Below are 26,707 nucleotides of genomic sequence, written 5' to 3'. Positions count from 1 at the left end.
ATGCTGCTCGTGCGCGACCTCAACACCTACTACGGCAACAGCCACATCCTGCGCGGCGTGCATGCCGGCATTCCCGCGGCCACCTCGGTCGGCCTGCTCGGGCGCAACGGCATGGGCAAGACCACGCTGATCCGCACCATGATGGGCTACGTGCGCCCCGCGTCGGGCGAAGTGCAGGTCGACGGCCGCACCGTCACCGGCTTGCCGCCCGAGAAGATGGCGCGCCTGGGCATCGGCTACGTGCCCGAGGGGCGCGGCATCTTCCCGAACCTGTCGGTGCGCGAGAACCTCGTGATGAGCGAGCGCGCGGGCATCGACGGCCGGCGCGAATGGACCTTCGACCGCGTGATGGCCACCTTCCCGCGCCTGGCGGAGCGCCTGTCGAACGGCGGCCAGCAGCTGTCGGGCGGCGAGCAGCAGATGCTCTCCATCGGCCGCGCGCTCATGACCAACCCGCGCCTGCTGATCCTCGACGAGGCCACCGAAGGCCTCGCGCCGCTGATCGTGGCCGAGATCTGGCGCGTGATCGGCGAGATCCGCGCCACCGGCATCGCCACGCTGATCGTCGACCGCGACTACCGCAAGGTGCTCGCGCACACCGACCTCGCGGTGGTGATGGAGAAGGGACAGATCGTGCGGCACGGTGCCTCGGCCGACCTGCTGGCCGAGCCGCACGCGCTGGAGGAACTGCTCGGCGTGTAGGCCACGCGATGACGCGCGAGATCAGCCTCCTCGACACATCGGGCAAGCCCCTGCCCTTCGACGGCAGGATGCTGATGAACGCGCAGGCCACGGCGTGGCAGGGCTTCGCGCTGGAGGTGCGCGCGATGTCCGGCGATGGCGAGAACCCCGCCTGCTACAACCCGCATCCGCTGATCGGCCTGTGCGTGCGCGGCCATGTGAAAGGCGCGATGACGCGGGGGCGGCGCCAGCATCCCTTCGAGTCGAACGCCGGCGGGATCTTCATCTTCGAGCAGGGCTACGAGGTCGAGCGCGCAACCTGGACCGGCGAGCTCGCCGAGACCATCGTGCTGGAGATCCGCCCCGAGGCACTGCGCAGCCTCATGCCCGAGGGCGACGGCGAGCTGCACCTGCAGACGCATCTGTCGACCACCGACGCGACGCTGTCGGCCCTGGTCATCGCCATGCGCGACGAGGTGGAGCGCGGCTGCAGCTCGGGCCGCCTGCATGCGCAGGGCCTGTCGATGGCGCTCGCGAGCTACCTGCGCAACCGCTACGGAGCCACGGGCAACACCCGGCGCCCGCGCGGACGGCTCTCGCAGAACGACCTGCGCAGGGTGTACGACTGGGTCATGCAGCATCTGTCCGAGGACTTCGGCATCGACGAACTCGCGGCCGAGCTGCACCTGAGCGCGGTGCATTTCACGCGGCTCTTCCGCGCCAGCACCGGCGCGACGCCGTACCGCTACGTGATGGAGCAGCGCGTGCGCCACGCGCTGTCGCTGCTGCGCGGCAACCAGTCGCTCGCGGAGATCGCGCAGGCCGTGGGCTTTTCGAGCCAGGCGCATTTCACGCAGGTGTTCCGCCAGCTGGTCGGCACCACGCCGGCGCGCGCGCGGCGCGGGTAAGTCCCGGTGGAGGGTGAAGGAATCCTGCAAGCGGTGATCGCATGTCGATATACCGCGGCGGGGGGCGCGGGCAAATTCATGTCTCTACACAACAGGAGACGAGAAGATGCCCAAGCCATTGCCTACCCCGCCGATCCCCATTTCCGCCGTCCTCTGCCTGAGCCTCGCCGCGGCAGCCGTGCTCACGGCCTGCGGCGGCAGCAGCTCCTCAGGCCCTGCCGTGCTGCCTCTCGTTCCGGCGCCAGCCACGGCTCCACCCGCCGGCGCGCCGCTGGCCCTGGCCTGCGATGAAAGCCTGAAGACCGCGTTCAAGCCCGACGCCGACACCACCGTGACGGTGGTGAAACAGTTCAGGAAAGGCGACGACCTGAACCTCGACGGCAAGGCCTCGGGCACGGTGGCGGCCAGCGACGTGTGCATGGTCAAGCTCAACGTGGGACCCGGCCATGCGGGCCCGGCCGATGCGCCATCGACCTCGCCAGGCATCGGCATCGAGGTGTGGCTGCCTTCGCAGGCCTCGTGGAACAGCCGCATCCGCGTGCTCGGCGGCGGCGGCTTCGTCGGCGACGCGGGCATCGGCGCGAAGACGCAGATCGGTGGGGCGAATGCAGCCGCCATCGCGGCGGGCGAAGGCTCGGTGAGCGCCGTGACCGACGCCGGGCATGCATCGAAGGCGCCGCTGCCTTCGGTGGACGGCTCGTTCGCGATGAACCCCGACGGCACCGTCAATACCACGCTGTGGACCGACTTCGCGAGCCGCGGCATTCACCAGATGGCCGTCAAGGCCAAGGCACTCGCCGCCGGCTTCTACCAGCGCGACGCGAAGTACGCCTACTGGGACGGCTGCTCCACCGGCGGCCGCCAGGGCCACATGCAGGCGCAGGTGAACCCCGACGACTTCGACGGCATCCTGGCCGGCAACAGCGCGATCAACTGGACCAGCTTCATCACCGCCGAGCTGTATCCGCAGGTGGTGATGCAGCGCGACCTTGGCGGCACGCCGCTCACGGCCGACCAGCTTTCGCTGGTGTCCTCGTCGGCGGTGAGCGCCTGCGACAGCGCGCTCACGGGCCAGCACGACGGCTTCATCAGCGACCCCGCCGCCTGCAAGTACGACCCCGCTCAGGACAAGACCGTGCTTTGCACCGCCAGCGGCGGCACCAACGCCACCGCCGCATGCCTGAGCACCGCGCAGGCGCAGGCCGTCAACAAGATCTGGTACGGCCAGACACGCGACGGCAGCGCGCCCGCGCCCGCCAGCGACATCGGCTACGGCGCCACGCTGGCATCGAACCAGCTCTGGTACGGCCTCACGCGCGGCACCGCGCTCAACAGCCCCGGCGCGCCAGGCTTCTCGCTGGCCGACTCGGTGGCCGGCGTGCCCATGCCCTTCCACATCGCCGCGCACCAGGTGGCGCTGAACCTGCAGGACCCGACGATCGCAACGCCGGACTTCATCAACGCCACGGGCAACGGCGCGGACAAGTGGAAGGGCCTGTCTTACGCCCAGCTCGCCAACGCGAGCGACCGCGGCAAGGCGTTGCAGACGGCCTTCGCGAACATCAACGCCGACAACCCCGACCTCGCGCGCTTCCGCGACCGCGGCGCCAAGCTGCTGACGTACCACGGGTTGGCCGACCAGCTGATTCCGAGCTCGGGTACCGCCAACTACTACGAGCGCGCGGCAAAGGCGATGGGCGGCATCGATGCACTGCAGAAGTTCTACCGCTACGTGGAGATCCCGGCGATGGGCCACTGCGCGGGCGTGGGCTCTGTCAACGGCCTCGCCGGCACCAGCCCCACGGCCAACCCGCCGCTGCCGGCGCAGAACCAGCTGTTCGCGGCGCTGACCGACTGGGTCGAGAAAGGCATCGCGCCCGACAGCATGGTGATGCAGAACGCCGACAGGTCGCTCGCGCGGCCGCTGTGCACCTACCCGAAGAAGATCGCCTACCTCGGCGGCGACGTGAGCAAGGCCGAGAGCTTCGCCTGCCGCTGAGCGAACCGGCGGCACACTCTGTTGCAAAGCACGAAGGCGGTCTTCGGACTTCACCGGGTTTCACCTCTGTGCTGCGACAGCGCGACAGCCGAATGATGGTCGGCTGCACGGCCCGGCGTGGCCGTGCCCACCCATCCGCGAGGCTGCGCATGACGTCCCTGCAATCGCGTCACATCGACAACGTCTACTCCATCACCACCGGCGCGGCGCTGGCCGATCCGGCGGCGAGCCTGGTCCACAAGTCGTGGGCGCGCTGCGTGCGCGACCACGGGCTCGATCCGTCGAGGCCGAGCCCCGCGCGCATCCTGCCGGCGCAGGAAGTGCGCGCGCACCAGCAGCAGCTGGAGCATTTCCTGCGCGCCGCGCGCTCGGGCATGGAAGACATCTACCGCCGCGTGGCCGACCTGGGCTACATGGTGCTGCTGACCGACGCGGAAGGCATCACGGTCGACTACATCGGCAACCCCGCGTGGGACGACCAGCTGCGCAAGGCCGGCCTCTACCTCGGCGCCGACTGGAACGAGGCGCACGCGGGCACCTGCGGCGTGGGCACCTGCCTGGTCGAGCGCCAGCCGATGACCTGCCACCAGACCGAGCACTTCGACGCCACGCACATCGCGCTCACCTGCACCACCGCGCCGCTGTTCGACCACAGCGGCAAGCTCACGGCCATCCTCGACGTGTCTGCCCTGCGCTCGCCAGAAGCCAGGGAGAGCCAGCATCTCGTGCGGCACCTGGTGGCCATCTACGCGCGGATGATCGAGGACGCCGACTTCCTGCGCAGCTTCCGCGGCCACTGGATCCTGCGGCTGGGCAGCGCCTTCGGACTGGTCGACGTGGCGGGCGAGGTGATGCTGGCCTTCGACGAAGGCGGCACGGTGGTGGGCGCGAACGGCGGCGCGCGGCAGGCCTTTGCGGGGCGTGCGCTGGGCGGCGCGATCTCCGAATGGCTGCACATGCCGATGGATGCGATCTGGCGCATCGGCAACGGCGGCGCGTCGGCCATGCCCTTTGCCCACACGGTGCTGCTGCCCGGTGGCGGCGAGTACCACGCGTCGCTGCTGGCGCCGCGCGTGCGCAGGCCTTCGGTCGCAACCCCTGCGGCGCCCGCCGCACGCCCGAACGACCGCCTGCCGCCGCTGGAACGCATCGCGGGCGACGATCCGCAGATGCAGAAACTGCTTGCGCAGGCGCGCCGGCTGGTGGACCGCGGCATCCACGTGCTGGTCGAGGGCGAGACCGGCAGCGGAAAGGAAGTGCTTGCCCGCGCACTGCACGGCGCCAGCGGCCGCGCGGCGATGCCCTTCGTGGCGGTGAACTGCGCGGCCATTCCCGATTCGCTGATCGAGAGCGAGCTGTTCGGCTACACGCCCGGCAGCTTCACCGGCGGCCGCGCCAAGGGCATGAAGGGCCTGATCGCGCAGGCCGACCGGGGCACGCTGTTCCTCGACGAGATCGGCGACATGCCGATGGCGCTGCAGACGCGGCTGCTGCGCGTGCTCTCCGAGGGCGAGGTTCTGCCTCTGGGCGCTGAGTCGCCGCAGCGCGTGGACATCGCGGTGGTGGCGGCCACGCACCGCCACCTGCCCGGGCTCGTGGCCTCGGGTCGCTTTCGCGAGGACCTCTACTACCGCCTGTGCGGCGCGGTGCTGAAGCTGCCGCCGCTGCGCGAACGCGGCGACATGCGCTACCTGATCGAGGGAATGTTCAACGAGGAAGCCGCGGCGATGTCTTCGCCGGCGCGGCTGTCGGGAGAGGCGATGCAGAAACTGCTGGCGCACGACTGGCCGGGGAATCTGCGGGAGCTGCGCAATGTGTTGAGGCTGGCGTTGGCGCTGTGCAGCGACGGCCGGGTTGGCGTGGAAGACATCCAGCTACAGCTGCCCGCACGATCGGGCCACGTCACCCCGGCCAACGTGGCCCGTGTCGCCGCTTCTTCGGCCGACGACCCAGATGGCATCGCCGCCACCGAGCTGGTCGAACTGCTCAGGCGCCACCGATGGCACGTGGCACGCGCGGCCGACGAACTTGGCCTGAGCCGTGCCACGGTGTACCGGCACATGAAGCGCCACGGCATCGCGCCGCCGCGCAGCCGGCCGTTGGCGGACGACTGAGACGCGCTGCGACAGTTGTCTCGGCTTCGTCGCATGCAGCGTGCGACAAACGCTTGCGCTGCGACAAAAGCCCGCCCAAGTCATTGATCCATCGTCGCCCCGCGCGCGGCACGAAAGCTGCGCAACGCATGCCGCGCCGCCCCCAAGGCGCCGCGCATCCATCAACGACGCAACGGAGACACGCAATGACAGACCCCACCACCGCCCCTACCCGGGCCGCGGCTCAATGGCTCGCCGACTTCGCCGCCGCGCTCGCGCGCAACGACATAGACGCGGCCGTCTCGCTGTTCGAGGCCGACAGCTTCTGGCGCGACCTCGTCGCCTTCACCTGGAACATCCGCACGCAGGAAGGCCCCGATGCCATCCGCGCGATGCTGCAGGCGCGGCTGGCCGACGTGCAGCCCACGGCCTTCGCGGTGGAGGGCGAGGCGACCGAGGCCGATGGCGTGGTCGATGCGTGGTTCACCTTCGAGACGCGCGTGGCGCGCGGACGCGGCCATCTGCGGCTGCGCAACGGCAAGGCCTGGACGCTGCTCACCACCATGACGGAGCTGAAGGGCTTCGAGGAGAAGACGGGCGACAACCGCATCAAGGGCGCCGAGCACGGCGTGCACAAGGGCCGCAAGAACTGGCTGGAGAAGCGCCGCGACGAAGAAGCGTCGCTGGGCTACACCGAGCAGCCCGAGGTGGTGATCATCGGCGGCGGCCAGGGCGGCATCGCGCTCGGCGCGCGGCTGCGGCGGCTGGGCGTGCCGACCATCATCGTGGAGCGCAACGCAAAGGCCGGCGACTCCTGGCGCAAGCGCTACAAGTCGCTGTGCCTGCACGACCCGGTCTGGTACGACCACCTGCCCTACATGCCCTTCCCCGACGACTGGCCGGTGTTCGCGCCCAAGGACAAGATCGGCGACTGGCTGGAGATGTACACCAAGATCATGGAGCTCAACTACTGGAGCTCCACCACCGCGAAGAAGGCACGCTTCGACGAAGCCGCGCAGCGCTGGGAGGTGACGGTTGAGCGCGAGGGCAAGCCGGTGGTGCTGCGACCGAGGCAACTGGTTTTCGCGCTGGGCGTGTCGGGCTACCCGAATGTGCCGAAGGTGGCTGGCGCGGAGAACTTCAAGGGCGACCAGCACCACTCCAGCCAGCACCCCGGGCCCGAGGCCTATGCCGGCAAGAAGTGCGTGGTGCTGGGCTCCAACAACTCGGCGCACGACATCTGCGCCGCCCTGTGGGAGCACGGCGCCGACGTGACGATGATCCAGCGCTCGTCGACGCACATCGCGCCCTCCCAGTCGCTGATGGAATTGGCGCTGGGCGGGCTCTATTCGGAGCAGGCGATGAAGAACGGCATCGACCACCACAAGGCCGACCTGATCTTCGCGTCGGTGCCCTACAGGATCATGCACACCTTCCACATCCCGGTGTACGAGGAGATGAAGAAGCGCGACGCCGACCTGTACGCGCGGCTCGAAAAGGCAGGCTTCATGCTCGACTTCGGCGCCGACGGATCAGGGCTCTTCATGAAGTACCTGCGCCGCGGTTCGGGCTACTACATCGACGTCGGCGCCTCGGAGCTGGTGGCCAACGGCAGCATCCACCTGAAGAGCGGCGTGAACATCGAGCGGGTGAACGAGCGCTCGGTGACGCTCACCGATGGCACCGAGCTGCCGGCCGACCTGCTGGTGTACGCCACCGGCTACGGCTCGATGAACGGCTGGCTGGCAGACCTGATCTCGCCCGAGATCGCCGACAAGGTCGGCAAGTGCTGGGGCCTGGGCTCCGACACGCCGAAGGACCCGGGGCCGTGGGAAGGCGAGCTGCGCAACATGTGGAAGCCCACGCAGGTGGACAACCTGTGGTTCCACGGCGGCAACCTGCACCAGTCGCGGCACTACTCGCAGTTCCTGGCGCTGCAGTTGAAGGCGCGCATGGAAGGGATCGACACGCCCGTGTACGAGCGGGCCGCGTCGCACCACGTGCGCTGACTTGGTGTTGTCCCCTCTCCCGCAAGCGGGAGAGGGAGCGAGTCCGCTCACTCGCTGATGAACCGCCGCAGCCCTTCCAGGTCGATCACGGTGATGCCGCCGTACTCGATGCGCAGGAAGCCGGCTTCCTTCAGCCGGTTCAACGCCGCATTGCACCGCTGGCGTGACACGCCCGAAAGGTTCGCGATCTCCTCCTGCGAGGTCTGAAGATGCGGCTCGCTGCCCGGGTGCAGCCAGGGATGGAATAGCCCCGCCAGCGCCCGCGCCACCTGGCTGTCGGCATCGAGCAGGCGATGCGCCGCGTAGTTGCCCATGAACCAGTGCAGCCGCTCGTTGATCTGCTGCAGAAGGAAGTGATCGAAGCCGCGCTGCGTGCGGTGCAGCCACTCGAAGGTTTCCAGCGGCAGCGCCGCCACCCTGCTCGGCCGCAGGGCGATGATGTCGGCCGAGCGCGGGAGAGCGCGCAACAGCGTGCCTTCGCCGAACCAGCTGCCCACCGAGAGCCCGCCGAAGGTCACGGAGCGGCCATCGCTGGAGGTGATCGACCACTTGAGCAGCCCCTCGAGGGTGCCGTACCAGTGCATCGGCGTGTCGCCGCGCCGGCACAGCGCGGCGCCCGCCGCCACCTCCACCTCGCGCATCTCGTCGAGCACGCGCTCGCCCGCGCTCACGTCGAGCAGGGGGAACCAGGCCGAACCTTGCAGCAGTTGCGGGATCGTCAGCGATGCCGCTCTGGGGGCCGGCTTCGTCGTGGGCATGGAATGAAAGCTCCTGAAGGCCGGGTGCGTAAACCCTGAGCCCAAATGTCGTCGCGATGACTGAGTGTGCCTGCGCACCCAAAAATAATAGCGCGGCCCCCTTGAAAGACACCAGGAGCCCCGACCATGTCGAAGCGCAAAGTGATCGTGACCATCGCCCCCACCGGCGGCATGGCGCACAAGTCGCAGAACCCCCACCTCCCCACCCAACCCGCCGAGATCGCGGCCGACGTGCTGCGCTGCTGGAACGCCGGCGCCAGCGTGGTCGCCATCCACGCGCGCCGCCCGGACGACGGCGCCACCTGCGACGCCGACGTGTACCGCGACATCAACAGCCGCATCCGCGCAGGCGGCTGCGACATCGTCATCAACAACTCCACCGGCGGCGGCGTGCATGGCGACATGGTGAAGCCGCTGGCCGGCGACCGCTGGGAGATCGCCTGGGAGGAGCGCATCAAGGGCATGGACGCCGGCGCCGAGATGTGCACGCTCGACGCCACCACGCTCAACCTGAGCTTCGAGGGCAAGCAGATCCTGATGGACACGCCCATCACCCGTGGCCGAGAGCTGGCCGCCGGCATGAAGGCGCGCGGCATCAAGCCCGAGTGGGAAGTGTTTAGCCCCACGCACATCCTGCAGGACACGACCACGCTGATCGGCGAGGGCCACGACGACGAGCCCTACTTCATCAACCTGGTGATGAACGTGCACCGCAACTTCCAGAATGCGATGCCGTACTCGCCGCGCTTCCTGCAGATGATGGTCGACACCCTGCCCAAGGGCAGCATCTTCTGCGTGAGCGGCATCGGCCCCTCGCAGCTGGAGGCCAACGTCGCGGCGCTGCTGCTGGGTGGCCATGCGCGCGTGGGCCTGGAAGACAACCTCTACTTCCGCCAGGGCGAGCTGGCCACCAACGTGCAGCTCACCGAGCGCATCGTGCGCGTGATCCGCGAACTCGACATGGAAGTGGCGACGCCCGCCGAGGCGCGGCAGATGATGGGCCTGCCGCGGGTGGGCACGCCGAGGCCCGAGTTCGCATTGGGCTGACAGCGGCACGCAGCAGGAAAAGACGAACGGAGACGAATACATGAGCAAGCTTTCCCGCACCGCCCTGGCCGCCGCGCTCGGCGCGGCATTCGCAGCAACGGGCGCATCGGCGCAGGTGTCCGATGACGTGATCCGCATCGGCTTCATCAGCGACATGTCGGGCATCTACCGCGACTACGACGGCCCGGGCGGAGCCGAGGCCATCCGCATGGCGATCGCCGACATGGGCGGCGCCATCGGCGGCAGGAAGATCGAACTGGTCACGGCCGACCACCAGAACAAGCCCGACATCGCCGCCGCCAAGGCGCGCGAGTGGTTCGACGTGCAGAAGGTCGACATGCTGGTCGCCGGCGTCAACTCGGGCGCGGCCATCGCCATGGCGGGCGTGGCGGCCGACAAGAAGAAACCGTACTTCGTGGTGGGCTCGGGCGCCTCGGGCCTCACCAACGAATACTGCTCGCCCTACACGGTGCACTACGCCTACGACACGGTGGCCATGGCGCGCGGCACCGCGAGCGCGGTGGTCAAGGCCGGCGGCAAGAGCTGGTACTTCGTGACGGCCGACTACGCCTTCGGCGCGGCGCTGCAGAACGACGCCACCAGGACGGTGCAGGCCGCGGGCGGCACGGTGGCGGGCTCGGTCAAGCATCCGCTGGGCGCGAGCGACTTCTCGTCGTTCATGCTGCAGGCGCAGGGCTCCAAGGCGCAGGTGCTGGCACTGGCCAACGCGGGCGGCGACACGGTCAACGCCATCAAGTCGGCGGCGGAGTTCGGCGTCGGCAAGAACATGAAGCTGGCCGGCATGATCATCACCATCAACGACGTGCACGCGCTGGGCCTGAAGGCATCGCAGGGCATGTACCTCACCGACAGCTGGTACTGGAACCAGAGCCCCGAGTCGCGCGAATGGGCGCGCCGCTTCTTCGACAGGCACAAGCGCAAGCCCTCCTCGTTCCATGCCGGCGACTACTCGGCCGCGCTGCAGTACCTGCAGGCGGTGAAGGCCGCGGGCAGCGACGACGCCGACAAGGTGATGGCCCAGTTGCGCAAGACGAAGTTCAATGACATGTTCGTCAAGGGCGGCTGGCTGCGCGACGACGGGCTGATGGTGCACGACATGCACCTGATGCAGGTGAAGACGCCGGCCGAATCGAAGGAACCCTGGGACTACTACAAGGTGGTCGAGCCGATCCGCGGCGAGGCCGCATGGACGACCAGGGCCGAGAGCCGCTGCGCGCGGTGGAAATCGTCATGAGCATGAACGCATCTGCATCTTCTTCCTCGTCTTCCTCGACCGGCGTGAAACGCGTGGCGGTGGTCGGCACCGGCGTGATCGGTGCGAGTTGGGTCGCGCACTTCCTCGCGCATGGACTCGACGTGAACGCGACCGACCCCTCGCCCGGCGCGGAAGAGCGGCTGCGCGAAGCCGTGGTGAAGCACTGGCCCACGCTGGAGCGCTTCGGCCTCGCGCCCGGTGCGTCCGTCGACCGCCTGCGCTTCCACGACAGCCTGGAAGACGCCGTCTCGGTGGCCGACTTCGTTCAGGAGAACGGCCCCGAGCGCATGGACTTCAAGATCGACCTGTTCCGCCGCATGGACGCAGCGGCGCCGCCGAACACCATCCTCGCCTCCAGCTCCTCCGGCCTCGCGATCAGCGGCATGCAGTCGGGCTGCGCGCATCCGCAGCGCGTGGTGCTGGGGCATCCGTTCAACCCGCCGCACCTGATTCCGCTGGTGGAAGTGATCGGCGGCGAGCAGACCTCGGCCGATGTCATCGAACGCACGATGGCGTTCTACGCGGCCATCGGCAAGCGGCCGATCCACGTGAAGCGCGAGGTGAAAGGCCACATCGCGAACCGGCTGCAGGCGGCACTGTGGCGCGAAGCCTTCCACCTCGTCGACCAGGGCGTGGCGAGCGTGGCCGACATCGACGCGGCCATCGCGCACGGGCCCGGTCTGCGCTGGGCGGTGATGGGGCCGTTCATGAACCTGCATCTGTCGGGCGGTGACGGTGGAATCGAGCATGTGCTCGCGCATCTGGGCGGGCCGATCGAGGACTGGTGGAAGGACCTCGGAGTGCCGTCGATGACGGCGGAGCTCAAGCGGAAGGTGAAGGATGGCGTCGATGAGGAACTGGGCGATCGTCGCACCGGCGGCCTCGAATCCGCCCGCGACACCCTGCTGTTAAACCTGATTCGCGCCAAATCCGACACCGGCAGACTCGACTGAAATGACCGACTTCCTCCTCGATGAAAACCTGATCGCCCCGCCCCGCACGGTGCGCATCGACTTCGACGACGGCTCCTTCGCGCTGCGTTCTCCGATGGCGCTGAAGCCCTATGCACGCTGCATCGGCGAATGGCTGGAGCGCTGGGCGCGCGAGACGCCCGACGCGCTGGCCTTCGCGGAGCGCGACGAGAGCGGCGAAGGCTGGCGCAAGCTGGACTACCGCGCGCTGCGCCAGGCCGTGGGCTCGGTGGCGCAGGCGTTGCTCGACATGAAGCTGCCGGCGGGCCAGCCGGTGGTGATTCTTTCGGACAACGCCATCGACCACGTGGTGCTGATGCTCGCGGCCATGCACATCGGGCGCGCCGCCTGCTCGCTTTCGAGTGCGTATTCGCGCATGGCGAAGGACACATCGCGGCTCCACGGCATGCTGCAGGCGCTGAGGCCCGCGCTGATCTACGCCTCCGACGCGAAGGTGTACGGCGGCTCGCTCGGGGGCAGCGGGGTGGAGGCCGTCGCGGTGTTCAGCCGCAATGCCGACGCGCACCCGGGCGCCATCGCCTTCGACAGCCTGCTCGCGGCGAAGGAAACGCCCGCCGTCATGGAAGCCTTCGCGAGCGTGCTGCCCGACACGCACGCCAAGTACCTGCTGACCTCCGGCTCCACCGGCAGGCCCAAGGTGGTCATCAACACGCACCGCATGCTGTGCGCCAACCAGCAGATGATCGCGCAGACCTGGCGCTTCCTCGCACAAGAGAAGCCGGTGCTGGTCGACTGGCTGCCCTGGAGCCACACCTTCGGCGCGAATCACAACCTGCACATGGTGCTGTGCCACGGCGGCGCGCTCTACATCGACGAGGGCCGGCCCGCCCCGGGGCTGATCGAGAAGACGGTGCGCAACCTGCGCGAGGTGAAGCCCACGCTGCTGTTCAACGTGCCGCGCGGCTTCGACATGCTGCTGCCCTTCCTGGAGGCCGACGAGGCGCTGGCCGCCGACGTGCTCTCGCGCCTGCGGCTGGCCTTCTACGCGGCGGCGGCACTCGCGCCCTCCACGTGGAAGCGGCTCGAGGCGGTGGCCGTGCGCGTGCGCCCTGCGCGGCCGCTGTGGCTCACCACCTCGTGGGGCGCGACGGAGACATCGCCCGCCATTACCTCCGCGCACTGGAAGCTCGATGGCGCCGGCTGCATCGGTGCGCCGCTGCCGGGGCTGGAGCTGAAGTTCGTGCCCAACGGCGAGAAGCTGGAGATGCGCGTCAAGGGCGTCTCGGTGTTCCCCGGCTATCGCGATGCGCCGCGCGAGACCGCGCAGGCCTTCGACGAAGAAGGCTACTACCGCATCGGCGACGCCGGCTTCCTGGCCGACCCGGCGCAGCCTGCGCAGGGCGTGATCTTCAACGGCCGCGTGGCGGAGGACTTCAAGCTTTCCACCGGCACCTGGGTGTCGGTGGGCACGCTGCGCGTGAAGCTGGTGTCGATGCTCGCGCCGCACGTGCAGGACATCGTGCTCACCGGCCACGACCGCGACGAGATCGGCATGCTGGTGTTCGCGAGCCCCCAGGGCGCCGCGCTCGCGCCGCAGGCCATGGGCGAACGCATCGCCGGCGTGCTGCGCGCGCTGCGCGACGAGGGCGCGGGCTCCTCGCAGTGCCCCGCCTGCGCGCTGGTGCTCGCCGAGCCGCCCAGCCTCGACGCGGGCGAGATCACCGACAAGGGCTACATCAACCAGCGCGCGGTGCTGACGCGCCGCGCCGCCGAGGTGCAGCGGCTGCATGCGCGCACGCCAGGCGATGCGCAGGTGGTGCGGCTGGAAGGCTGACGCTTCCTTCCCCTCGGGCGCTCAGGCCTGCTCGAACAGCTCCAGCAGCGTGTTCTTGAGCCACCGGTGCAGCCCCGAGGTCTCGTGGCGCTGGTGCCAGAAGAGTTCGATGATGCGCGGTGGCGCCTCCAGCGGCACGGGCATCTTGCGCAGGCCCGTCAGGCGCGGGGGCTCGAACTTCTCGGACCAGGGCAGCACCGCGATCAGGTCGGAGCGGCGCACCACCTCGTATGCCGCGCCGTAGTGGTTGACCGTCGCGACCAGGTTGCGCTGCAATCCGCGGCTGCGCAGGAACAGGTCGTAGGTCGGCGTGGTCTTGCCGACCAGGCTCACGTCCACGTGGCGTGCGGCAAGGAATTTCTTCAGCGGAATTCTCTCGGCCCGCGCCAGCGGATGGCCGGCACGCATGATGCAGACGAAGTCCGGCGACCACAGCGCCCGTGACTTGAGGAACGCCGGCCGCCGCACTTCCTCGTTGTAGACGCTGATCGCGAAGTCGGCCTTGTTGTCTGCCAGCACCGGGCCGAAGTCGACCAGCGTGTTGGGAATGGCATGGACCTGCATCGACGGCGCGACCTTGCCGAGCCGTTGCGCCAGCCGCGGCACCACGATGGACGACACGTAGTCGGACATCGCGATGCTCACGCTCGCCGTGCTGCGCAGCGCGTCGAACTGCTCGACGTCCATCGTCGCGCGGATCGCATGCAGCGCCATCGACAGCGACTCCCACAGGTCGATGGCGCGCCGCGTCGGGTTGACGCCCGCGCCGCTGCGCACGAAGAGCGGATCGTCGAAGGTGTCGCGCAGCCGGCGCAGCGCATTGCTCACCGCGGGCTGCGTCAGCGACAGCTTGCTGGCCGCGCGCGTGACGTTGCCCTCGGTCATGAGGGCCTCGAACACCTTCAGCAGGTTGAGGTCGGCATTGCGGTAGTTCATCGCACTTCCTCTTCGTCCATTCATTCACAAGGTCAATAAACACAATCACGCATATAAATTTGTCGTGATATCCCAGCGATCCTACGATCTGCCGCTTCTCCGCACCACCGAAGTCGAGGGATTCACATGACCATGCTGTCGGGCCGCATCGAGCGCCTGCCGTTCTCCGGTTTCCATCGGCGCCTGCTCTTCATGGGAGGGTTGGGCTACACCTTCGACGCGATGGACGCGGCCGTGATCGCCTTCGTGCTGCCGGTGCTGCGCACCGAATGGGGGCTCAGCAGCGTGCAGATCGGCGTGCTGGCCAGCGCGAATTTCATCGGCTTCTTCTTCGGCGCGCTCGCGGCCGGCACCTGCGGCGACCTGTTCGGGCGGCGCAGGGTGATGATGTCGGCCCTTGCCATCTACTGCGTGGCCTCGCTCTTCAGCGGCATGGTCGACAGCTGGACGCTGTTCCTCGGCCTGCGCATCGTGGCCGGCTTCGGCGCCGGCGCCGAGAGCGCGATCATCGCGCCCTACCTCTCGGAGTTCGTCGCGCGCCGCTATCGCGGCACCTTCACCGGCGCGCTCGCGGGCTTCTTCTCCTTCGGCTTCGTGGCCGCCGCGCTGCTGGGCTACTTCATCGTGCCGGCGCATGCACAAGGTTGGCGCATCGTGATCTTCATCACCGCGATGCCGGTGCTGCTGCTCCTGTGGTGGCGCCGTGCGCTGCCCGAGTCGCCGCGCTGGCTCGAAAGCCAAGGGCGGCAGGCCGAAGCCGGCGCGATCGTGGACGCGATGGAATCCGACACCGTTCGCCGAGGCCTCGCGCTGCCCGCGCTCAACGAGGAAGACGTGGCCGCGCCGCCGCCCAGCAACAGCCGCGGCGGCCTGCTGAAGAACTACGCCACGCTGGTCTCGCGCAAGCTGATGCGCATCAGCGTCATGACGTGGCTGATGTGGCTGTCGATCACCTTCAGCTACTACTCCTTCTTCACGTGGATTCCGAGCCTGCTGATACAGAACGGCATGACCATCACCAAGAGCTTCGGCTATTCGCTGGTGATGTACCTCGCGCAGATCCCGGGCTACTTCTCCGCCGCATGGCTCAACGAGAAGATCGGCCGGCAGGCCACCATCGTGGGCTACATGCTGCTGGGCGGCATCGCGGCACTGGGCCTGGCCTTCACGCACAGCGACACGCAGATCATGGCCGCGGGCGTGCTGCTTTCCTTCTTCATGAACGGCACCTATGCGGGCGTCTATGCCTACACGCCCGAAGTGTTCCCGACGCAGGTGCGCGCCACAGGCTCCGGCCTGGCCTCGGCCATCGGGCGCATCGGCGGCATCACGGCGCCGATCCTGGTGGGCTTCATCTATCCGTCGCTGGGCTTCGCGGGCGTGTTCGGCATGACGACCGCCGTGCTGCTGCTGGGCGCGGCGGCCGTCACCTTCATGGGCATTCCCACGCGCGGCCGTTCGCTGGAAGACATCGCGGCGGCGGAGCTTTCCTGAGAGACATCGACCAGACACCCATGCAACCCAACACGAACAGCCATCTCATCGACGAATCGCTCTCGGCCGTGGCGCGCGCGCACGCCGACACGCAACAGCCGCAGGCCACCTTCGACGCCATCGACAAGGCGCTGGCCGCCACCGTGGGCCACCGGCTCTTCACCATCCTGGTCCATCACCGCGCGGCGCGCGAGTCGGAGCGCATTTACACCAACATGCGCGATGCCTACCCGGTGGGCGGGCGCAAGCCGATCACAGATTCGCCCTGGATGCAGCAGGTGATGCACCAAGGCCAGCCCTACATCGGCCGCACGGCCGACGACATACGCGACGTGTTCTTCGACCACGCGCTCATCGAGTCGCTGGGCTGCCGCAGCGTGCTGAACATTCCGCTGCGCTGGCGCGGCGAGACGCTGGGCACGCTGAACCTGCTGCACCAGGAGAACTGGTACGGCACGCAGCACGTCGAGACCGCGCGCGTGTTCGCGCAACTCGCGGTGCCGGCCCTGATGGCCGCCGCCGACTGAATGCCTGAATGAACGCCTTCGCAGGAGACCCTTCATCATGACGAACGCCGTACTGTTCCAGAACGCCAATCTGCTCGATCCGCAGCGCGCCGAGCTGCTGGAAGACCACCACATCCTCGTGGAGGACGGCGTGGTGCGCGAGGTTTCCGACAAGCCGATCCACAGCCCCTCGGCCCGCGCCATCGACGTGAAGGGCAAGACGGTGATGCCGGGCCTCATCGACCTGCACGTGCACGTGATCGCGGTGGAGCTCAACCTCGCGCGGCAGGTGCACATGCCCAACGTGCTGGTGACGCTGCGCAGCGTACCGATTTTGCGCGGCATGCTGCGACGTGGCTTCACCACGGTGCGCGACGCGGGCGGCGCGGGCTTCGCCTTCAAGCAGGCAGTCGACTCGGGGCTGGCGCAGGGCCCGCGCCTCTTCGTCTCGGGCCGCGCATTGAGCCAGACCGGTGGCCACGGCGACATGCGCGCGCGCTCCGACTACATGGGCAACGGCGACGGCGTGTGCGCCACGTGCGTGCGCGTAGGCGCGCTGGCGCGCGTGGCCGACGGCGTGGACGCGGTGCGCAAGGCGGTGCGCGAGGAGCTTCAGATGGGCGCGGACCAGATCAAGATCATGGCCTCCGGCGGCGTGGCCTCGCCCACCGACCCGGTGGGTGCCTTCGGCTACAGCGAGGACGAGATCCGCGCCATCGTGGCCGAGGCACAGGGGCGCGACACCTACGTGATGGCGCACGCCTACACGGCAGCCGCCATCGCGCGTGCCGTGCGCTGCGGCGTGCGCACCATCGAGCACGGCAACCTCGTCGACGCGCCCACCGCCACGCTCATGGCGCAGCTGGGCGCCTACGTGGTGCCCACGCTCGTCACCTACGACGCGCTGGCCACCGAGGGCGAGAGCCTGGGCCTGCCGGCCGAGAGCGTGGCGAAGGTGGCGAGCGTGCGCGAGGCCGGCCTGCGCTCGCTGGAAATCTACAAGGCGGCAGGCGTGAAGATGGGCTACGGCTCCGACCTGCTGGGCGAATCGCAGCGGCTGCAGAGCGACGAGTTTCGCCTGCGCGCCGAGGTGCTGTCGCCGGCCGAGGCCATCGCCAGCGCGACCACGGTGGGCGCCGAGATTCTGGGCATGAGCGACCGCCTGGGCCGGCTGGTGCCCGGCGCACTGGCCGACCTGCTGGTGGTGGACGGCAACCCGCTGCGCGACATCGGCTGCCTGCTGGGCCAGGGCGAGCGCATTCCGATCGTCATGAAGGAAGGCGTGGTGCAGTTCGACGAACTCGCCACCCTGCACTGAACGAGAACGCTACGGCTGCGCCAGCCACTTGCGCCACAGCACCAGCGCCTTGTCCTGGTAGCGCCGGGTGGCGGCGAGCAGCGCGGTGCGCGGCGCGGTCGACATGAGCTCGGCCGGCAGCAGCGGGTCGCGGATGATGTGCGCGATCACGGCACGGCCCAGCAGCAGCGACTCGCGCGTCGCGGTCTCGAGCTTCTGGGTGGCGAGCCGCTTCTCGCTGCGTTCCACGCCCGTCTGCAGGCGGCGGTAGTCGGCCTCCATGGCGCGCACATTCCACAGCTTGCGCGCGGCCGCCTGAGCCGCATCGTCGAGGTCGGCGATGCGGAACACCAGCGCGTCGGAGGACAGCCCCAGTGCCGCCAGGTGCTTGCGCTCGGCCGCGAGGCCGCCCGAGAGGTTGTCGGGCCGGACGTGCAGGCCCGGGTGCAGCGCGGCGAAACCGCGCAGCGACAGCGCGAGCGCGTGATGGCGCCACGCGGTCTTGTCGGCGCGCGGCACGCCGGCGTCGTGCACCGCCAGCCAGTCGCCGCGCCATGCGACGGTCTGCGCCTGCCGGTTGCGCCAGGCATCGACGGTGCGCGACAGCGCCGCGCCCTTGCGGTCGAGCATGTAGCTGCCGCGCTCGCCGCGCGCGATCTTGCCCTCGGCCGCGAGCCGCGTCAGGCCCACGCGCAGGGTCGATTCGCCGATGCCCATGAGCGCGCCCGCACGGCACAGCGCCTGCGCGCTCAGCGTGCCGCCGTCGGCCACCAAAAGGTCGAGGATCAGGTCGGGCGCGCTGGGGACGGCGACCGGCACATTACATACTTTGTCCATGTTTGCAGGAGAGAGAAATATTTCCTACGATCATCGTGAGCGATCGAGCATGTAATTTTGCCCGGAAGGATGCGCGCATGGCCATGCAATACGTGAGCTGCGATACAGACGGCGCCGTCTGCACCATCACCCTGAACCGGCCCGACAAGCGCAACGCGGTCGACGGTCTGGTAGCGGCCGAACTGCGAGAGGCCTTCGGCCGGTTCGAGGCCGAAGAGGCCCTGCGCGTCGCGGTGCTCACCGGCGCGGGCGGCAACTTCTGCGCGGGCGCCGACCTCTCCGCCGTGGGCGACCCCGCCCGCCGCAACGAGCTCGACCCCGAAGGCGGCGGCAGCGGCCCGATGGGGCCCACGCGCATGGCGCTGTCGAAGCCGCTGATCGCGGCGGTGAACGGCTTCGCGGTGGCCGGCGGCCTCGAGCTCGCGCTGCTGGCCGACCTGCGCGTGGCCGACGAGGACGCGGTGTTCGGCGTGTTCTGCCGCCGCTGGGGCGTGCCGCTGATCGACGGAGGCACGGTGCGGCTGCCGCGCATCGTGGGCATGGGGCGAGCGCTCGACATGATCCTCTCGGGCCGTCCGGTGGGCGCGCCCGAGGCGCTCACGATGGGCCTGGTCAACCGCATGACGCCGCCCGGCGGCGCGCTGGCCGCCGCGCAGCAGCTGGCGCGCGAGATCGCCGCCTTTCCGCAGCGTTGCATGCTGGCCGACCGGCGCTCCGCCTACGAGCAATGGGACATGCCGCTGGCCGAGGCCCTGCGCCGCGAAGGCGCGCTGGGCGTGCCGGTGGTCTTCGCCGAGGGCCAGGCCGGCGCCGCGCGCTTTGCCGGCGGCGCCGGGCGCCACGGCGAGTTCGGAAGCTGAAAACCCGGCCTACCCCTGGCCGATGCGGCGCAGCGTGGTCCGCAGCGCCTTCGCGAAGCGCGGGTCGGCCATGGCGCCGACGTTGAAGCGCGACCAGCGCGACACCTGCGTCGAATCGACGGCGAAGATGCGCCCCGGCGCCATCACGATCTTGCGCGGCAGCAGCTCCTTGGCGAAGGCCAGCGAGTCGGCCACGCCGGGCAGCGCGGCCCACACGTAGAGCGACTGCGGGCTGCGCGCGAACACTTCGGCGTCGACCGACTCCAGCAGCTTGATGGCGTTGCGCGTGGCCTCGCCCAGCCGCGTCTGCAGCCGGTTCAGGTGCCGCTGGTAGTGGCCCTCGCTGAGGATGACGTCGACAGTGCGCTCGGCGTACTCCGAACTGCTCACGTGGATCAGCGCCTTCAGGTCGGCGAGATCGCTCGCGAGATCGGCGCCGCATGCGATGAAGCCCACGCGCAGCGCGGCCGAGAACGACTTGGAGAAGCTGCCGATGTAGATCGTGCGTTCCAGCTGGTCGAGCGCGGCCAGCCGGGGCAGCGCCGTGGGCTTGAAGTCGGCCAGCGGATCGTTCTCGACGATCAGCAGGTCGTGCTTCTGCGCGAGCTGGAGCACTCGGAATGCCTTGGCGGGCGAGATGTCGGAGCCGGTGGGGTTGTGCGCGATCGACTGGGTGAAGAAGAGGCGCGGCCGCTCGGCAACGAGCAGGCGCTCCAGCGCTTCCAGGTCGGGCCCGTCGGCCAGGCGCGGCACGCCCAGCACCTGCGCGCCCGCGAGCTTGAGCTTGCCGAACAGCGGGTAGTAGCCGGGGTCGTCCACCAGCACCTTGCCGCCGGGCGGCACGAAATAGCGGATGACGATGTCCATGGCCTCGTTGGCGCCGTGCGTGAGCACGATCTGCCGCGGTTCGGCGCCGATGCCGAAGTCGGCCAGCTTGCGCACGAGGTGATCGCGCAGCGGCGCGTAGCCGAAGCGGCTGCCGTAGCGAAAGAGCGCACCGAGCCCCGTGCGCACGACCTTGGGGTGGTACTTGTCGAGCCGCACGTCGGCCAGCCACTCGACCGGCGGAAAGCCGTCGCCCACGGCGATCGCGTCGGGCTCGGTCTTGAGCTGCTCGCGCATGAGCCACACGATGTCCATCGCGCGGCCGAGGCTGCCGGCGTCTTCCTCCGCGGGCCCGGGGGCCGAGGGCCGCGCGCACACGAAGTAGCCCGAGCCGCGCCTGGGCTCGACCAGCCCGCGCGACACCAGCAGCTCGAAGGCGGCGACCACGGTGTTCTTCGCATAGCCGTGCAGCTGCGCCAGTTCGCGCAGCGAGGGGAGCTTGTCGCCGGCCTTGTAGGCGCCGCTCGCGATCTGGCGTTCGATGGCGTTGGCGAGCGAATCGGCGATGGTGGTCATGACCTGCGACTGTGACACAGCGGGTGCGAACGGCCACCCACTGTCCTCACTGTCCCGCCAAACTGTGCCTTCCGGCGGCGGTACAGCCAACCTAAATTGCCTGCTCCCGAACTCGCATTCAGAAGAGACACGCAACGATGGTCGCCGATTCCCGCCTTCCCAACTTCCGCGCACTGACACCCGCGCAGCGCCTCGAACACATCGCGGGCATCGCCTCGCTCACCGCCGACGAGACCGCCCTGCTCTCCCGGCCCGGCGCCCTGGGCATGGACCGCGCCAACGGCATGATCGAGAACGTCATCGGCACCTTCGAGCTGCCGCTGGGCGTAGCCGGCAATTTCGTGGTGAACGGCCGCGAGTACCTGGTGCCGATGGTGGTGGAAGAACCCTCGGTGGTGGCCGCGGCCTCGTTCATGGCCAAGCTGGCGCGCGAAGCCGGCGGCTTCGAGGCATCGAGCACCGGACCGCTGATGCGCGCGCAGGTGCAGGTGGTGGGCATCGGCGATCCGCAGGGGGCACGGCTCGCACTGCTGCGGGCGCGCGAGCGCATCCTGGAGGTGGCGAACAGCCGCGACAAGGTGCTGATCGGCCTGGGCGGCGGCTGCCGCGACATCGAGGTGCACGTCTTCGAAAGCACGCCACGCGGCGCGATGGTGGTGATGCACCTGATCGTCGACGTGCGCGACGCGATGGGCGCGAACACGGTCAACACCATGGCCGAAGCGGTGTCGCCGCTGGTCGAGGAGCTCACCGGCGGCACGGTGCGGCTGCGCATCCTGTCGAACCTCGCGGACCTGCGGCTGGCGCGCGCCCGAGTGCGGCTCGCACCGGCCGTGCTGGCCACGCGCGAGCGCAGCGGCGAGGAAGTGGTGGAAGGCGTGATCGACGCCTACACCTTCGCGGCCGTCGACCCCTACCGAGCGGCCACGCACAACAAGGGAATCATGAACGGCATCGACCCGGTGATCGTCGCCACCGGCAACGACTGGCGCGCGGTCGAAGCCGGCGCACACGCGTACGCCTGCCGCCATGGCCGCTACACCTCGCTCACCACCTGGGAGAAGGACAACACCGGCGCGCTGGTCGGCACCATCGAGCTGCCGATGCCGGTGGGGCTGGTGGGCGGCGCCACCAAGACGCATCCGCTGGCGCGGCTGGCGCTGAAGGTCCTCGGCGTGCGGTCGGCACAGGAGCTCGGCGAAGTGGCCGCTGCGGTGGGCCTTGCACAGAACCTGGGCGCCCTGCGCGCGCTGGCCACCGAAGGCATCCAGCGCGGCCACATGGCACTGCACGCACGCAACATCGCGCTGGTGGCCGGTGCCGCCGGCGAGGAGATCGACGCCGTCGCGAAGCAGATGGCGGCCGAGCACGACGTGCGCACCGACCGCGCGGTGGCGCTGCTCGAAGCGCTGCGCAAGAACAAGAAGTAGGCAGGCAGACAGGAAGGCGTTGCGGGCCGCGCCCGCATCAACAACAACGACGGAGACGACAGCATGAAGACGGACAGTGCAGGCCGCGCGAGATGGCGGCTGGTTGAAATATGGGGCGACACCGCCGACCTGGGCCACCTCGCGTGGTCGATCGCCATCGGCCTCGTCGTGAGCCTCGCAGGCTTCCTGGTGGCCAACCGCGTGCTCGCGAGCACGGTGGGCACGCCCGAGCTGGCGCGGGCCTACGCCATGCTCGCGGGCCTGGGCGGCTGCGTGCTGTCGGGCCTGATCTGCGCCTGGCTCTTCGCGCCCAAGCGCGAGGTGATCGAGGGCACGGGCGCCGATCCGCGCTGGCGCGAGGAAGTGCTGGCCGAACTGGCCGGCGAGCACGGCGGCCTGGGCTCGATGGCCGACCTGCCGCCCGCGGTGGTGCGCGAGATGAAGGAACTCGAAATCCACGACCTGTTCGCCTCGTACCGGCCGCGCGCCGCACGGCAGGAAGGCGGTGCGCCATGATCGACGCATCGCTGCTCGACCAGATCCTCGTCGCCACCGGCATGGGCCTCGTCGGCGCCGTGGTGTTCGCCGCCATCGGCCTCGTCTCGGGCACCGACGAGACCACCACGCTCGCGCCGCTGACGCTGCTGGTGGTGCTGCTGGGCGTGCCGCCCGAGGGCGTCTTCACCTTCTTCCTGGCCGCGGCCGTGGCCAAGCACATGACGCACGCGGTGCCCACGGCGCTGCTGGGCATCCCGGGCGACACCATGGCCACGCCGCTGCTGCAGGACGCCAACGTGCTGCGCAACCTCGGCGTGCCGCACATCGCGCTGCGCAAGATGGTGTCGGGCGCGATCATCGCGGCCTTCATCGCAGTGCCGCTGGCCGTGCTGTTCGCGGTGCTGCTGGCGCCCTACGGCGCAGCCATCACCAAGGCGGCGCCGTGGATCTTCGTGGTGGCGGCCGTGGCCATCGCGTATTTCTCGAGCGGGCGCTGGGCCTCGGTGGCGACGCTGGTGCCCTTCGTGGTAGTGATCGTGGCGCTGCAGGCGCTCACGGGCAAGTACGGCGTGAAGCTCAGCATCAGCTACTTCCTGGGCATCGCCATCGGGCCGCTGGTGGCCGACCTGTTCTCGGTGATCTCGCCGGCCGCGCGTGGGCGCATGAAGCGCGAGAAGGTGCGCACCTTCTCGCTGGCGCCCGACGTGAAGGGCTGGTCGGGCTACTTCCCGAACCCGTTCAAGGTGCTCGACCGCGGGCAGGTGAAGTGGACCTTCGCGACGGCGGCCGTCTCCAGCGCCACCTTCGTGTTCAGCCCGGTCGCGATGACGGTGGTGCTCGGCGAGCTGGTGGGTTCGCGCGTGAAGCACGCCTACCACCGGCTCACGACCACGCTGGCCGCGCGCAACGGCGTGACCGAGGCCACCTACATCGCCGAGGCGCTGATTCCGCTGATCGCCATCGGCCTGCCGCTGAGCCCGGTGGCCGCGGGGCCGGCCGCGCCGCTCTTCAACGCGCCGCCGGTCTTCACCATCGACGCGGCCAGCGGCCAGACCCACAACCTGCACAACCTGCTGAGCCACTGGGAGTTCCTGGGCTACGGGATGCTGGCGGTGGTGCTGGCGGCGCTGGTGGCCTATCCGTTCACGATGAACTTCGCGCGCCGCGCGGCGCTCTTCGTCTCGCGCAAGGTCAGCCACGAGGCGATCATCGCGACCTTCGTGGGGCTGATCGTGGTGATCAGCGTGTGGGAAGGCCAGTTGCTCGGGCTGCTGGTGATCCTGACGATGGGGCTGCTGGGCGGGCTGCTGTCGCGCGCCATCGGCTTCAACACCGGCGTGCAGTTCATGGGTTACTACACGGCCGTGCTGACGGTGCCTGCGGTGGTCAAGGCCTTCGGCTGATCGGAGAAAGAGGCGGTCAGCGCATCTTCGCGCAGACCGCCTCGAACACCGCGCCGCTCACCGTCTCGGGCTTGCCGACGGGCGACCACTGGGTGTGGCGGCCGATGTCGAGGTCGTGCACCTCGAGCGGCCCGTTGTAGCTGACAACACGGCGCATCTTCTCGCGGCGGCCCTTGCAGTCGTAGTCGCCCAGGTAGTTGGACGCGCGGAAGGGCTGCTTGCCCACGTCGTTCTGGAGCTCGAAGTAGTCGTAGCGGGTCCAGGCCTCGACGAATTCGCCGTGGGGGCGGATCGACGGGATCTTCAGCGACACCTTCTTGCGGGCCGTGGTCATGAGCTGTGTCCACTCCTGCTGTTTCGGCTGGGGCTGCGCGGAGACACAAGGGACGGCGGCCACCAGCGCAAGGACGCCGACGGCGGGGATCAGGCGAAGGAACGGGTTCACGGCTCGGGCTCCCTGTGTGGTTCTGTATGTCTGCATGGGCCGGCGCCGGCCGGCAGCCGGAAGATATCAAAGCAGGCCCAGGGCAGCTCAGCGCGGCTTCGGCTGGGTCTTCTTCGGGGTCGGCTTCGGCGCAGGCTTCGGCTTGTCGCCGCCGAACAGCTTTTCCACCTGCTGCCCCACGCGCGCCCCGATGGCGGTGCCCACACCCGGCAGCACCGCGCTGCCGATGGCCGCGCCGGTGAGCGCGGCGCCGGTCAGCGAGAGTTCGGGGTCGCTCATGCTGCCGCCCACCTTCAGCGGCACGCCGACCACGCCGTCGACGAGGTCGACCGCGATCTCGCCGTCGAGCTTGCGGTTGAAGAGCTTCAGGTTGCCGCTGGCGGTGAGCACGCCCGAGCGGGCCTTGAGGTTGCTGTACTGCATCACCACGCCGTCCTCGGTGCCCTGGGTGTCGAGGGTGCCGGTGAGTTCGTCCAGTGCGGTGGTGCCTCCTCGGCTGATGCCTGCGGTGGTGACGGCCTTGGCCACGTCCAGCCTGGTGAGCGTGGCCGGTTGGACCGAGAAGGTGGTGCGGGTGTGCAGGCTGCGGATGAGCGCGCCGAGATCCTCGGCGCTCGCCGCCTCGGCCGCGAGCGTGGTGGTGCCCGAGAACTTGCCGGCCACCGAGGTGCGGCGGCCGAAGGCCTGCACCAGGCTCTCGATGTCGATCTGGCGCGGCTCCAGGTCGGCCGAGAGCTGGAGCTTGCCGTCGGGCTGCGTCTCGAGGCGGGAGACGCCGTTCCAGGTGCCGCCGCCCACGTCGATGCGGGTGCGCCAGCGGTCCTGCCCGGCCTGGCGGTCCAGCCGCAGGCGCACGGGCGAAGGGGTGCCGGCGCGCTCGATGCGGGCCTGACGCGGGCGCCAGCCGGGGTCGAAGCGGATGTCGCCGTCGTAGGCCAGGGAGATGTCGCGCCTGTCGATCCAGCTCACGTCGCGCCAGCGCAGCTGTTCCACGGGGACGGGCGCGAGCGTCCATGGCGCCGGCAACGCGATGACGCCCTCCCCGCTCTCCCGCGGCTTGGGCCCCTTGCCCCGGAAGGCACGCACCGAGGCGCGCGGCAACACCAGGCCGTCGACCTCGATCTCGTCCACCGCAATGACGCGCTGCAGCAGCGGCGCAAGCTGCAGCTGCACGCTCACGCGGCGCAGGGTGATGGGGCGGGGCTGGTCGGTGGCGATGTCGGACAGCACGAGCACGGGTACCGGCACCAGCGCCCAATGGGCGCCACCCACCTTCAGGGCCACGCCGAAGCGCTTCTCGAAGGCCTCGGCGATCTTCGCGGCCACCTCGTCGTCGGTGGGCAGGCGCGCGCTCACCACCCACACCAGCGCGCCCACGCCCAGCAGCAATGCAACGGCGATGCCGAGGAGCCAGCGGCGCAGGGGGAGCTTCATCGGCGCAAGGTAGCACGCAAAGGCGACTCGGTTTGTCAGCCGCCATCGCTATAGTTTTGACCACCTGTTACAGGCAAGAGAAAAGAAAGAAGGAAGCACCGAATGCGTATCTGGAAGAAAGAGGTCTCCGTCGAGACCCTGACGAGCAACCACGTGGGCACCGCCGTCTCCGCGCTGGGCATCGAGTTCCTGGAGGTGGGCGACGACTTCATCCGCGCCCGCTGCCCCGTGGACGAGCGCACCCGCCAGCCCTACGGCATCCTGCACGGCGGCGTGTCGGTGGTGCTGGCCGAGACGCTGGGCTCCTGCGGCGCCCACTACTCGGCCCCCGAGGGCGACCGCGCCGTGGGCCTGGACATCAACGCCAACCACATCCGCTCGGTGACCAGCGGCTGGGTGATCGGCACGGCGCGGCCGGTGCACCGGGGGCGCACCACGCAGGTCTGGCAGATCGACCTGACCAACGAGGCGGGCGAGCTGACCTGCGTATCGCGCATCACGATGGCGGTGCTGCAGGCGCGCTGAAGGCGGCGGCTTTCTTTCTCCTGCGGCAGGGTGCATGCCGGTGTTCAGGGCGGGGTTCATCACCCACAATCACGCCCCGGGAAAGCCGGGACGTCCCGGCCACC

The 26,707-nt window shown here is 69.4% G+C and carries 23 protein-coding genes; 17 read left to right on the top strand and 6 right to left on the bottom strand.

Translation table 11 applies throughout. The annotated features are described in order from the left end of the window. From ABL843_RS00590 to ABL843_RS00570, 5 genes are all read left to right on the top strand, one after another. Positions 1-702: an ABC transporter ATP-binding protein gene (locus tag ABL843_RS00590; RefSeq protein WP_126020628.1), complete on the top strand. Its 702-nt coding sequence runs from the start codon at positions 1-3 to the stop codon at positions 700-702. A gap of 8 nt (positions 703-710) precedes the next feature. Then, positions 711-1,589, top strand: a complete 879-nt coding sequence (locus tag ABL843_RS00585) for a helix-turn-helix domain-containing protein (RefSeq protein WP_126020630.1) — start codon at positions 711-713, stop codon at positions 1,587-1,589. 106 nt (positions 1,590-1,695) lie between these two features. Then, entirely contained in the window at positions 1,696-3,588 is a 1,893-nt protein-coding gene (locus ABL843_RS00580; protein WP_418118637.1) for a tannase/feruloyl esterase family alpha/beta hydrolase, read from the top strand. Positions 3,589-3,737: 149 nt separating this feature from the next. Then, positions 3,738-5,702: a sigma-54-dependent Fis family transcriptional regulator gene (locus ABL843_RS00575; protein WP_418118636.1), complete on the top strand. Its 1,965-nt coding sequence runs from the start codon at positions 3,738-3,740 to the stop codon at positions 5,700-5,702. Positions 5,703-5,887: 185 nt separating this feature from the next. After that, entirely contained in the window at positions 5,888-7,690 is a 1,803-nt protein-coding gene (locus ABL843_RS00570) for an NAD(P)-binding domain-containing protein (RefSeq protein ID WP_418118635.1), read from the top strand. A gap of 47 nt (positions 7,691-7,737) precedes the next feature. Here the strand turns inward: ABL843_RS00570 and ABL843_RS00565 are convergent, their stop codons facing one another. After that, positions 7,738-8,448, bottom strand: coding sequence for a Crp/Fnr family transcriptional regulator (locus tag ABL843_RS00565; protein ID WP_184638991.1), 711 nt, complete (start codon positions 8,446-8,448; stop codon positions 7,738-7,740). A gap of 126 nt (positions 8,449-8,574) precedes the next feature. Here ABL843_RS00565 and ABL843_RS00560 point away from each other — a divergent pair, with 126 nt between their 5' ends. Genes ABL843_RS00560 through ABL843_RS00545 form a run of 4 tightly spaced genes read left to right on the top strand, consistent with a single transcriptional unit; the run spans position 8,575 to position 13,537 of the window. Beyond that, positions 8,575-9,495, top strand: coding sequence for a 3-keto-5-aminohexanoate cleavage protein (locus ABL843_RS00560; protein WP_126020649.1), 921 nt, complete (start codon positions 8,575-8,577; stop codon positions 9,493-9,495). Positions 9,496-9,535: 40 nt separating this feature from the next. Further along, a complete protein-coding gene (locus ABL843_RS00555; RefSeq protein WP_418118634.1) occupies positions 9,536-10,750 on the top strand; it encodes an ABC transporter substrate-binding protein in 1,215 nt (404 codons plus the stop codon). 2 nt (positions 10,751-10,752) lie between these two features. Further along, the gene (locus ABL843_RS00550; protein ID WP_418120541.1) at positions 10,753-11,724 is read left to right on the top strand and encodes a 3-hydroxyacyl-CoA dehydrogenase NAD-binding domain-containing protein; all 972 of its coding nucleotides are present in this window, start codon (positions 10,753-10,755) and stop codon (positions 11,722-11,724) included. 1 nt (position 11,725) lies between these two features. Further along, a complete protein-coding gene (locus ABL843_RS00545) occupies positions 11,726-13,537 on the top strand; it encodes a feruloyl-CoA synthase (protein WP_418118633.1) in 1,812 nt (603 codons plus the stop codon). A 21-nt stretch (positions 13,538-13,558) separates the two neighbouring features. Here the strand turns inward: ABL843_RS00545 and ABL843_RS00540 are convergent, their stop codons facing one another. After that, positions 13,559-14,473 carry a LysR substrate-binding domain-containing protein gene (locus tag ABL843_RS00540; protein ID WP_418118632.1) on the bottom strand — a complete coding sequence of 305 codons (915 nt, stop codon included), beginning with the start codon at positions 14,471-14,473 and terminating at the stop codon, positions 13,559-13,561. A 126-nt stretch (positions 14,474-14,599) separates the two neighbouring features. On the opposite strand from ABL843_RS00540, the gene ABL843_RS00535 reads away from it, so the two are divergent. Genes ABL843_RS00535 through ABL843_RS00525 form a run of 3 tightly spaced genes read left to right on the top strand, consistent with a single transcriptional unit; the run spans position 14,600 to position 17,791 of the window. Continuing rightward, the gene (locus tag ABL843_RS00535) at positions 14,600-15,967 is read left to right on the top strand and encodes an MFS transporter (RefSeq protein ID WP_418118631.1); all 1,368 of its coding nucleotides are present in this window, start codon (positions 14,600-14,602) and stop codon (positions 15,965-15,967) included. Between the two features lie 20 nt (positions 15,968-15,987). Continuing rightward, positions 15,988-16,494, top strand: a complete 507-nt coding sequence (locus tag ABL843_RS00530; protein ID WP_184639003.1) for a GAF domain-containing protein — start codon at positions 15,988-15,990, stop codon at positions 16,492-16,494. 37 nt (positions 16,495-16,531) lie between these two features. Beyond that, positions 16,532-17,791 carry an amidohydrolase family protein gene (locus ABL843_RS00525; RefSeq protein WP_418118630.1) on the top strand — a complete coding sequence of 420 codons (1,260 nt, stop codon included), beginning with the start codon at positions 16,532-16,534 and terminating at the stop codon, positions 17,789-17,791. A 9-nt stretch (positions 17,792-17,800) separates the two neighbouring features. Here ABL843_RS00525 and ABL843_RS00520 read toward each other — a convergent pair whose 3' ends face one another. Continuing rightward, on the bottom strand, positions 17,801-18,607 hold the full coding sequence (locus tag ABL843_RS00520) for a PaaX family transcriptional regulator (protein ID WP_418118629.1): 807 nt from the start codon (positions 18,605-18,607) through the stop codon (positions 17,801-17,803). A 77-nt stretch (positions 18,608-18,684) separates the two neighbouring features. Between ABL843_RS00520 and ABL843_RS00515 the strand changes: the two genes are divergently transcribed. Beyond that, positions 18,685-19,467 (top strand): crotonase/enoyl-CoA hydratase family protein, encoded by a 783-nt coding sequence (locus tag ABL843_RS00515; RefSeq protein ID WP_369660163.1) that lies wholly within the window; start codon positions 18,685-18,687, stop codon positions 19,465-19,467. A 9-nt stretch (positions 19,468-19,476) separates the two neighbouring features. On the opposite strand, the gene ABL843_RS00510 is transcribed toward ABL843_RS00515, so the two are convergent. Further along, positions 19,477-20,868: a PLP-dependent aminotransferase family protein gene (locus ABL843_RS00510; protein ID WP_184639011.1), complete on the bottom strand. Its 1,392-nt coding sequence runs from the start codon at positions 20,866-20,868 to the stop codon at positions 19,477-19,479. A 137-nt stretch (positions 20,869-21,005) separates the two neighbouring features. On the opposite strand from ABL843_RS00510, the gene ABL843_RS00505 reads away from it, so the two are divergent. The 3 genes from ABL843_RS00505 to ABL843_RS00495 all read left to right on the top strand — a co-directional run bounded on the left by ABL843_RS00505 (position 21,006) and on the right by ABL843_RS00495 (position 24,199). Next, entirely contained in the window at positions 21,006-22,298 is a 1,293-nt protein-coding gene (locus ABL843_RS00505; RefSeq protein ID WP_418118628.1) for a hydroxymethylglutaryl-CoA reductase, degradative, read from the top strand. Positions 22,299-22,361: 63 nt separating this feature from the next. After that, positions 22,362-22,814 (top strand): hypothetical protein, encoded by a 453-nt coding sequence (locus tag ABL843_RS00500; protein ID WP_418118627.1) that lies wholly within the window; start codon positions 22,362-22,364, stop codon positions 22,812-22,814. Beyond that, positions 22,811-24,199 carry a tripartite tricarboxylate transporter permease gene (locus tag ABL843_RS00495; protein ID WP_418118626.1) on the top strand — a complete coding sequence of 463 codons (1,389 nt, stop codon included), beginning with the start codon at positions 22,811-22,813 and terminating at the stop codon, positions 24,197-24,199. Before ABL843_RS00500 ends, ABL843_RS00495 begins: the two co-directional genes overlap by 4 nt. 16 nt (positions 24,200-24,215) lie before the next feature. Here ABL843_RS00495 and ABL843_RS00490 read toward each other — a convergent pair whose 3' ends face one another. Further along, the gene (locus tag ABL843_RS00490) at positions 24,216-24,644 is read right to left on the bottom strand and encodes a surface-adhesin E family protein (RefSeq protein WP_418118625.1); all 429 of its coding nucleotides are present in this window, start codon (positions 24,642-24,644) and stop codon (positions 24,216-24,218) included. 87 nt (positions 24,645-24,731) lie between these two features. Beyond that, complete coding sequence (locus ABL843_RS00485; protein ID WP_418118624.1) at positions 24,732-26,078, bottom strand: hypothetical protein; 1,347 nt, start codon at positions 26,076-26,078, stop codon at positions 24,732-24,734. A 102-nt stretch (positions 26,079-26,180) separates the two neighbouring features. Between ABL843_RS00485 and ABL843_RS00480 the strand changes: the two genes are divergently transcribed. Next, positions 26,181-26,603, top strand: a complete 423-nt coding sequence (locus tag ABL843_RS00480) for a hotdog fold thioesterase (RefSeq protein WP_418118623.1) — start codon at positions 26,181-26,183, stop codon at positions 26,601-26,603. Positions 26,604-26,707: the final 104 nt, after the last annotated feature.

The organism is Variovorax sp. 350MFTsu5.1 (assembly GCF_048302515.1).
Lineage (GTDB): Bacteria > Pseudomonadota > Gammaproteobacteria > Burkholderiales > Burkholderiaceae_C > Variovorax > Variovorax guangxiensis.
Note: the sequence above shows the minus strand (reverse complement) of the source record. Positions and strands in the feature narration are given on the sequence as shown.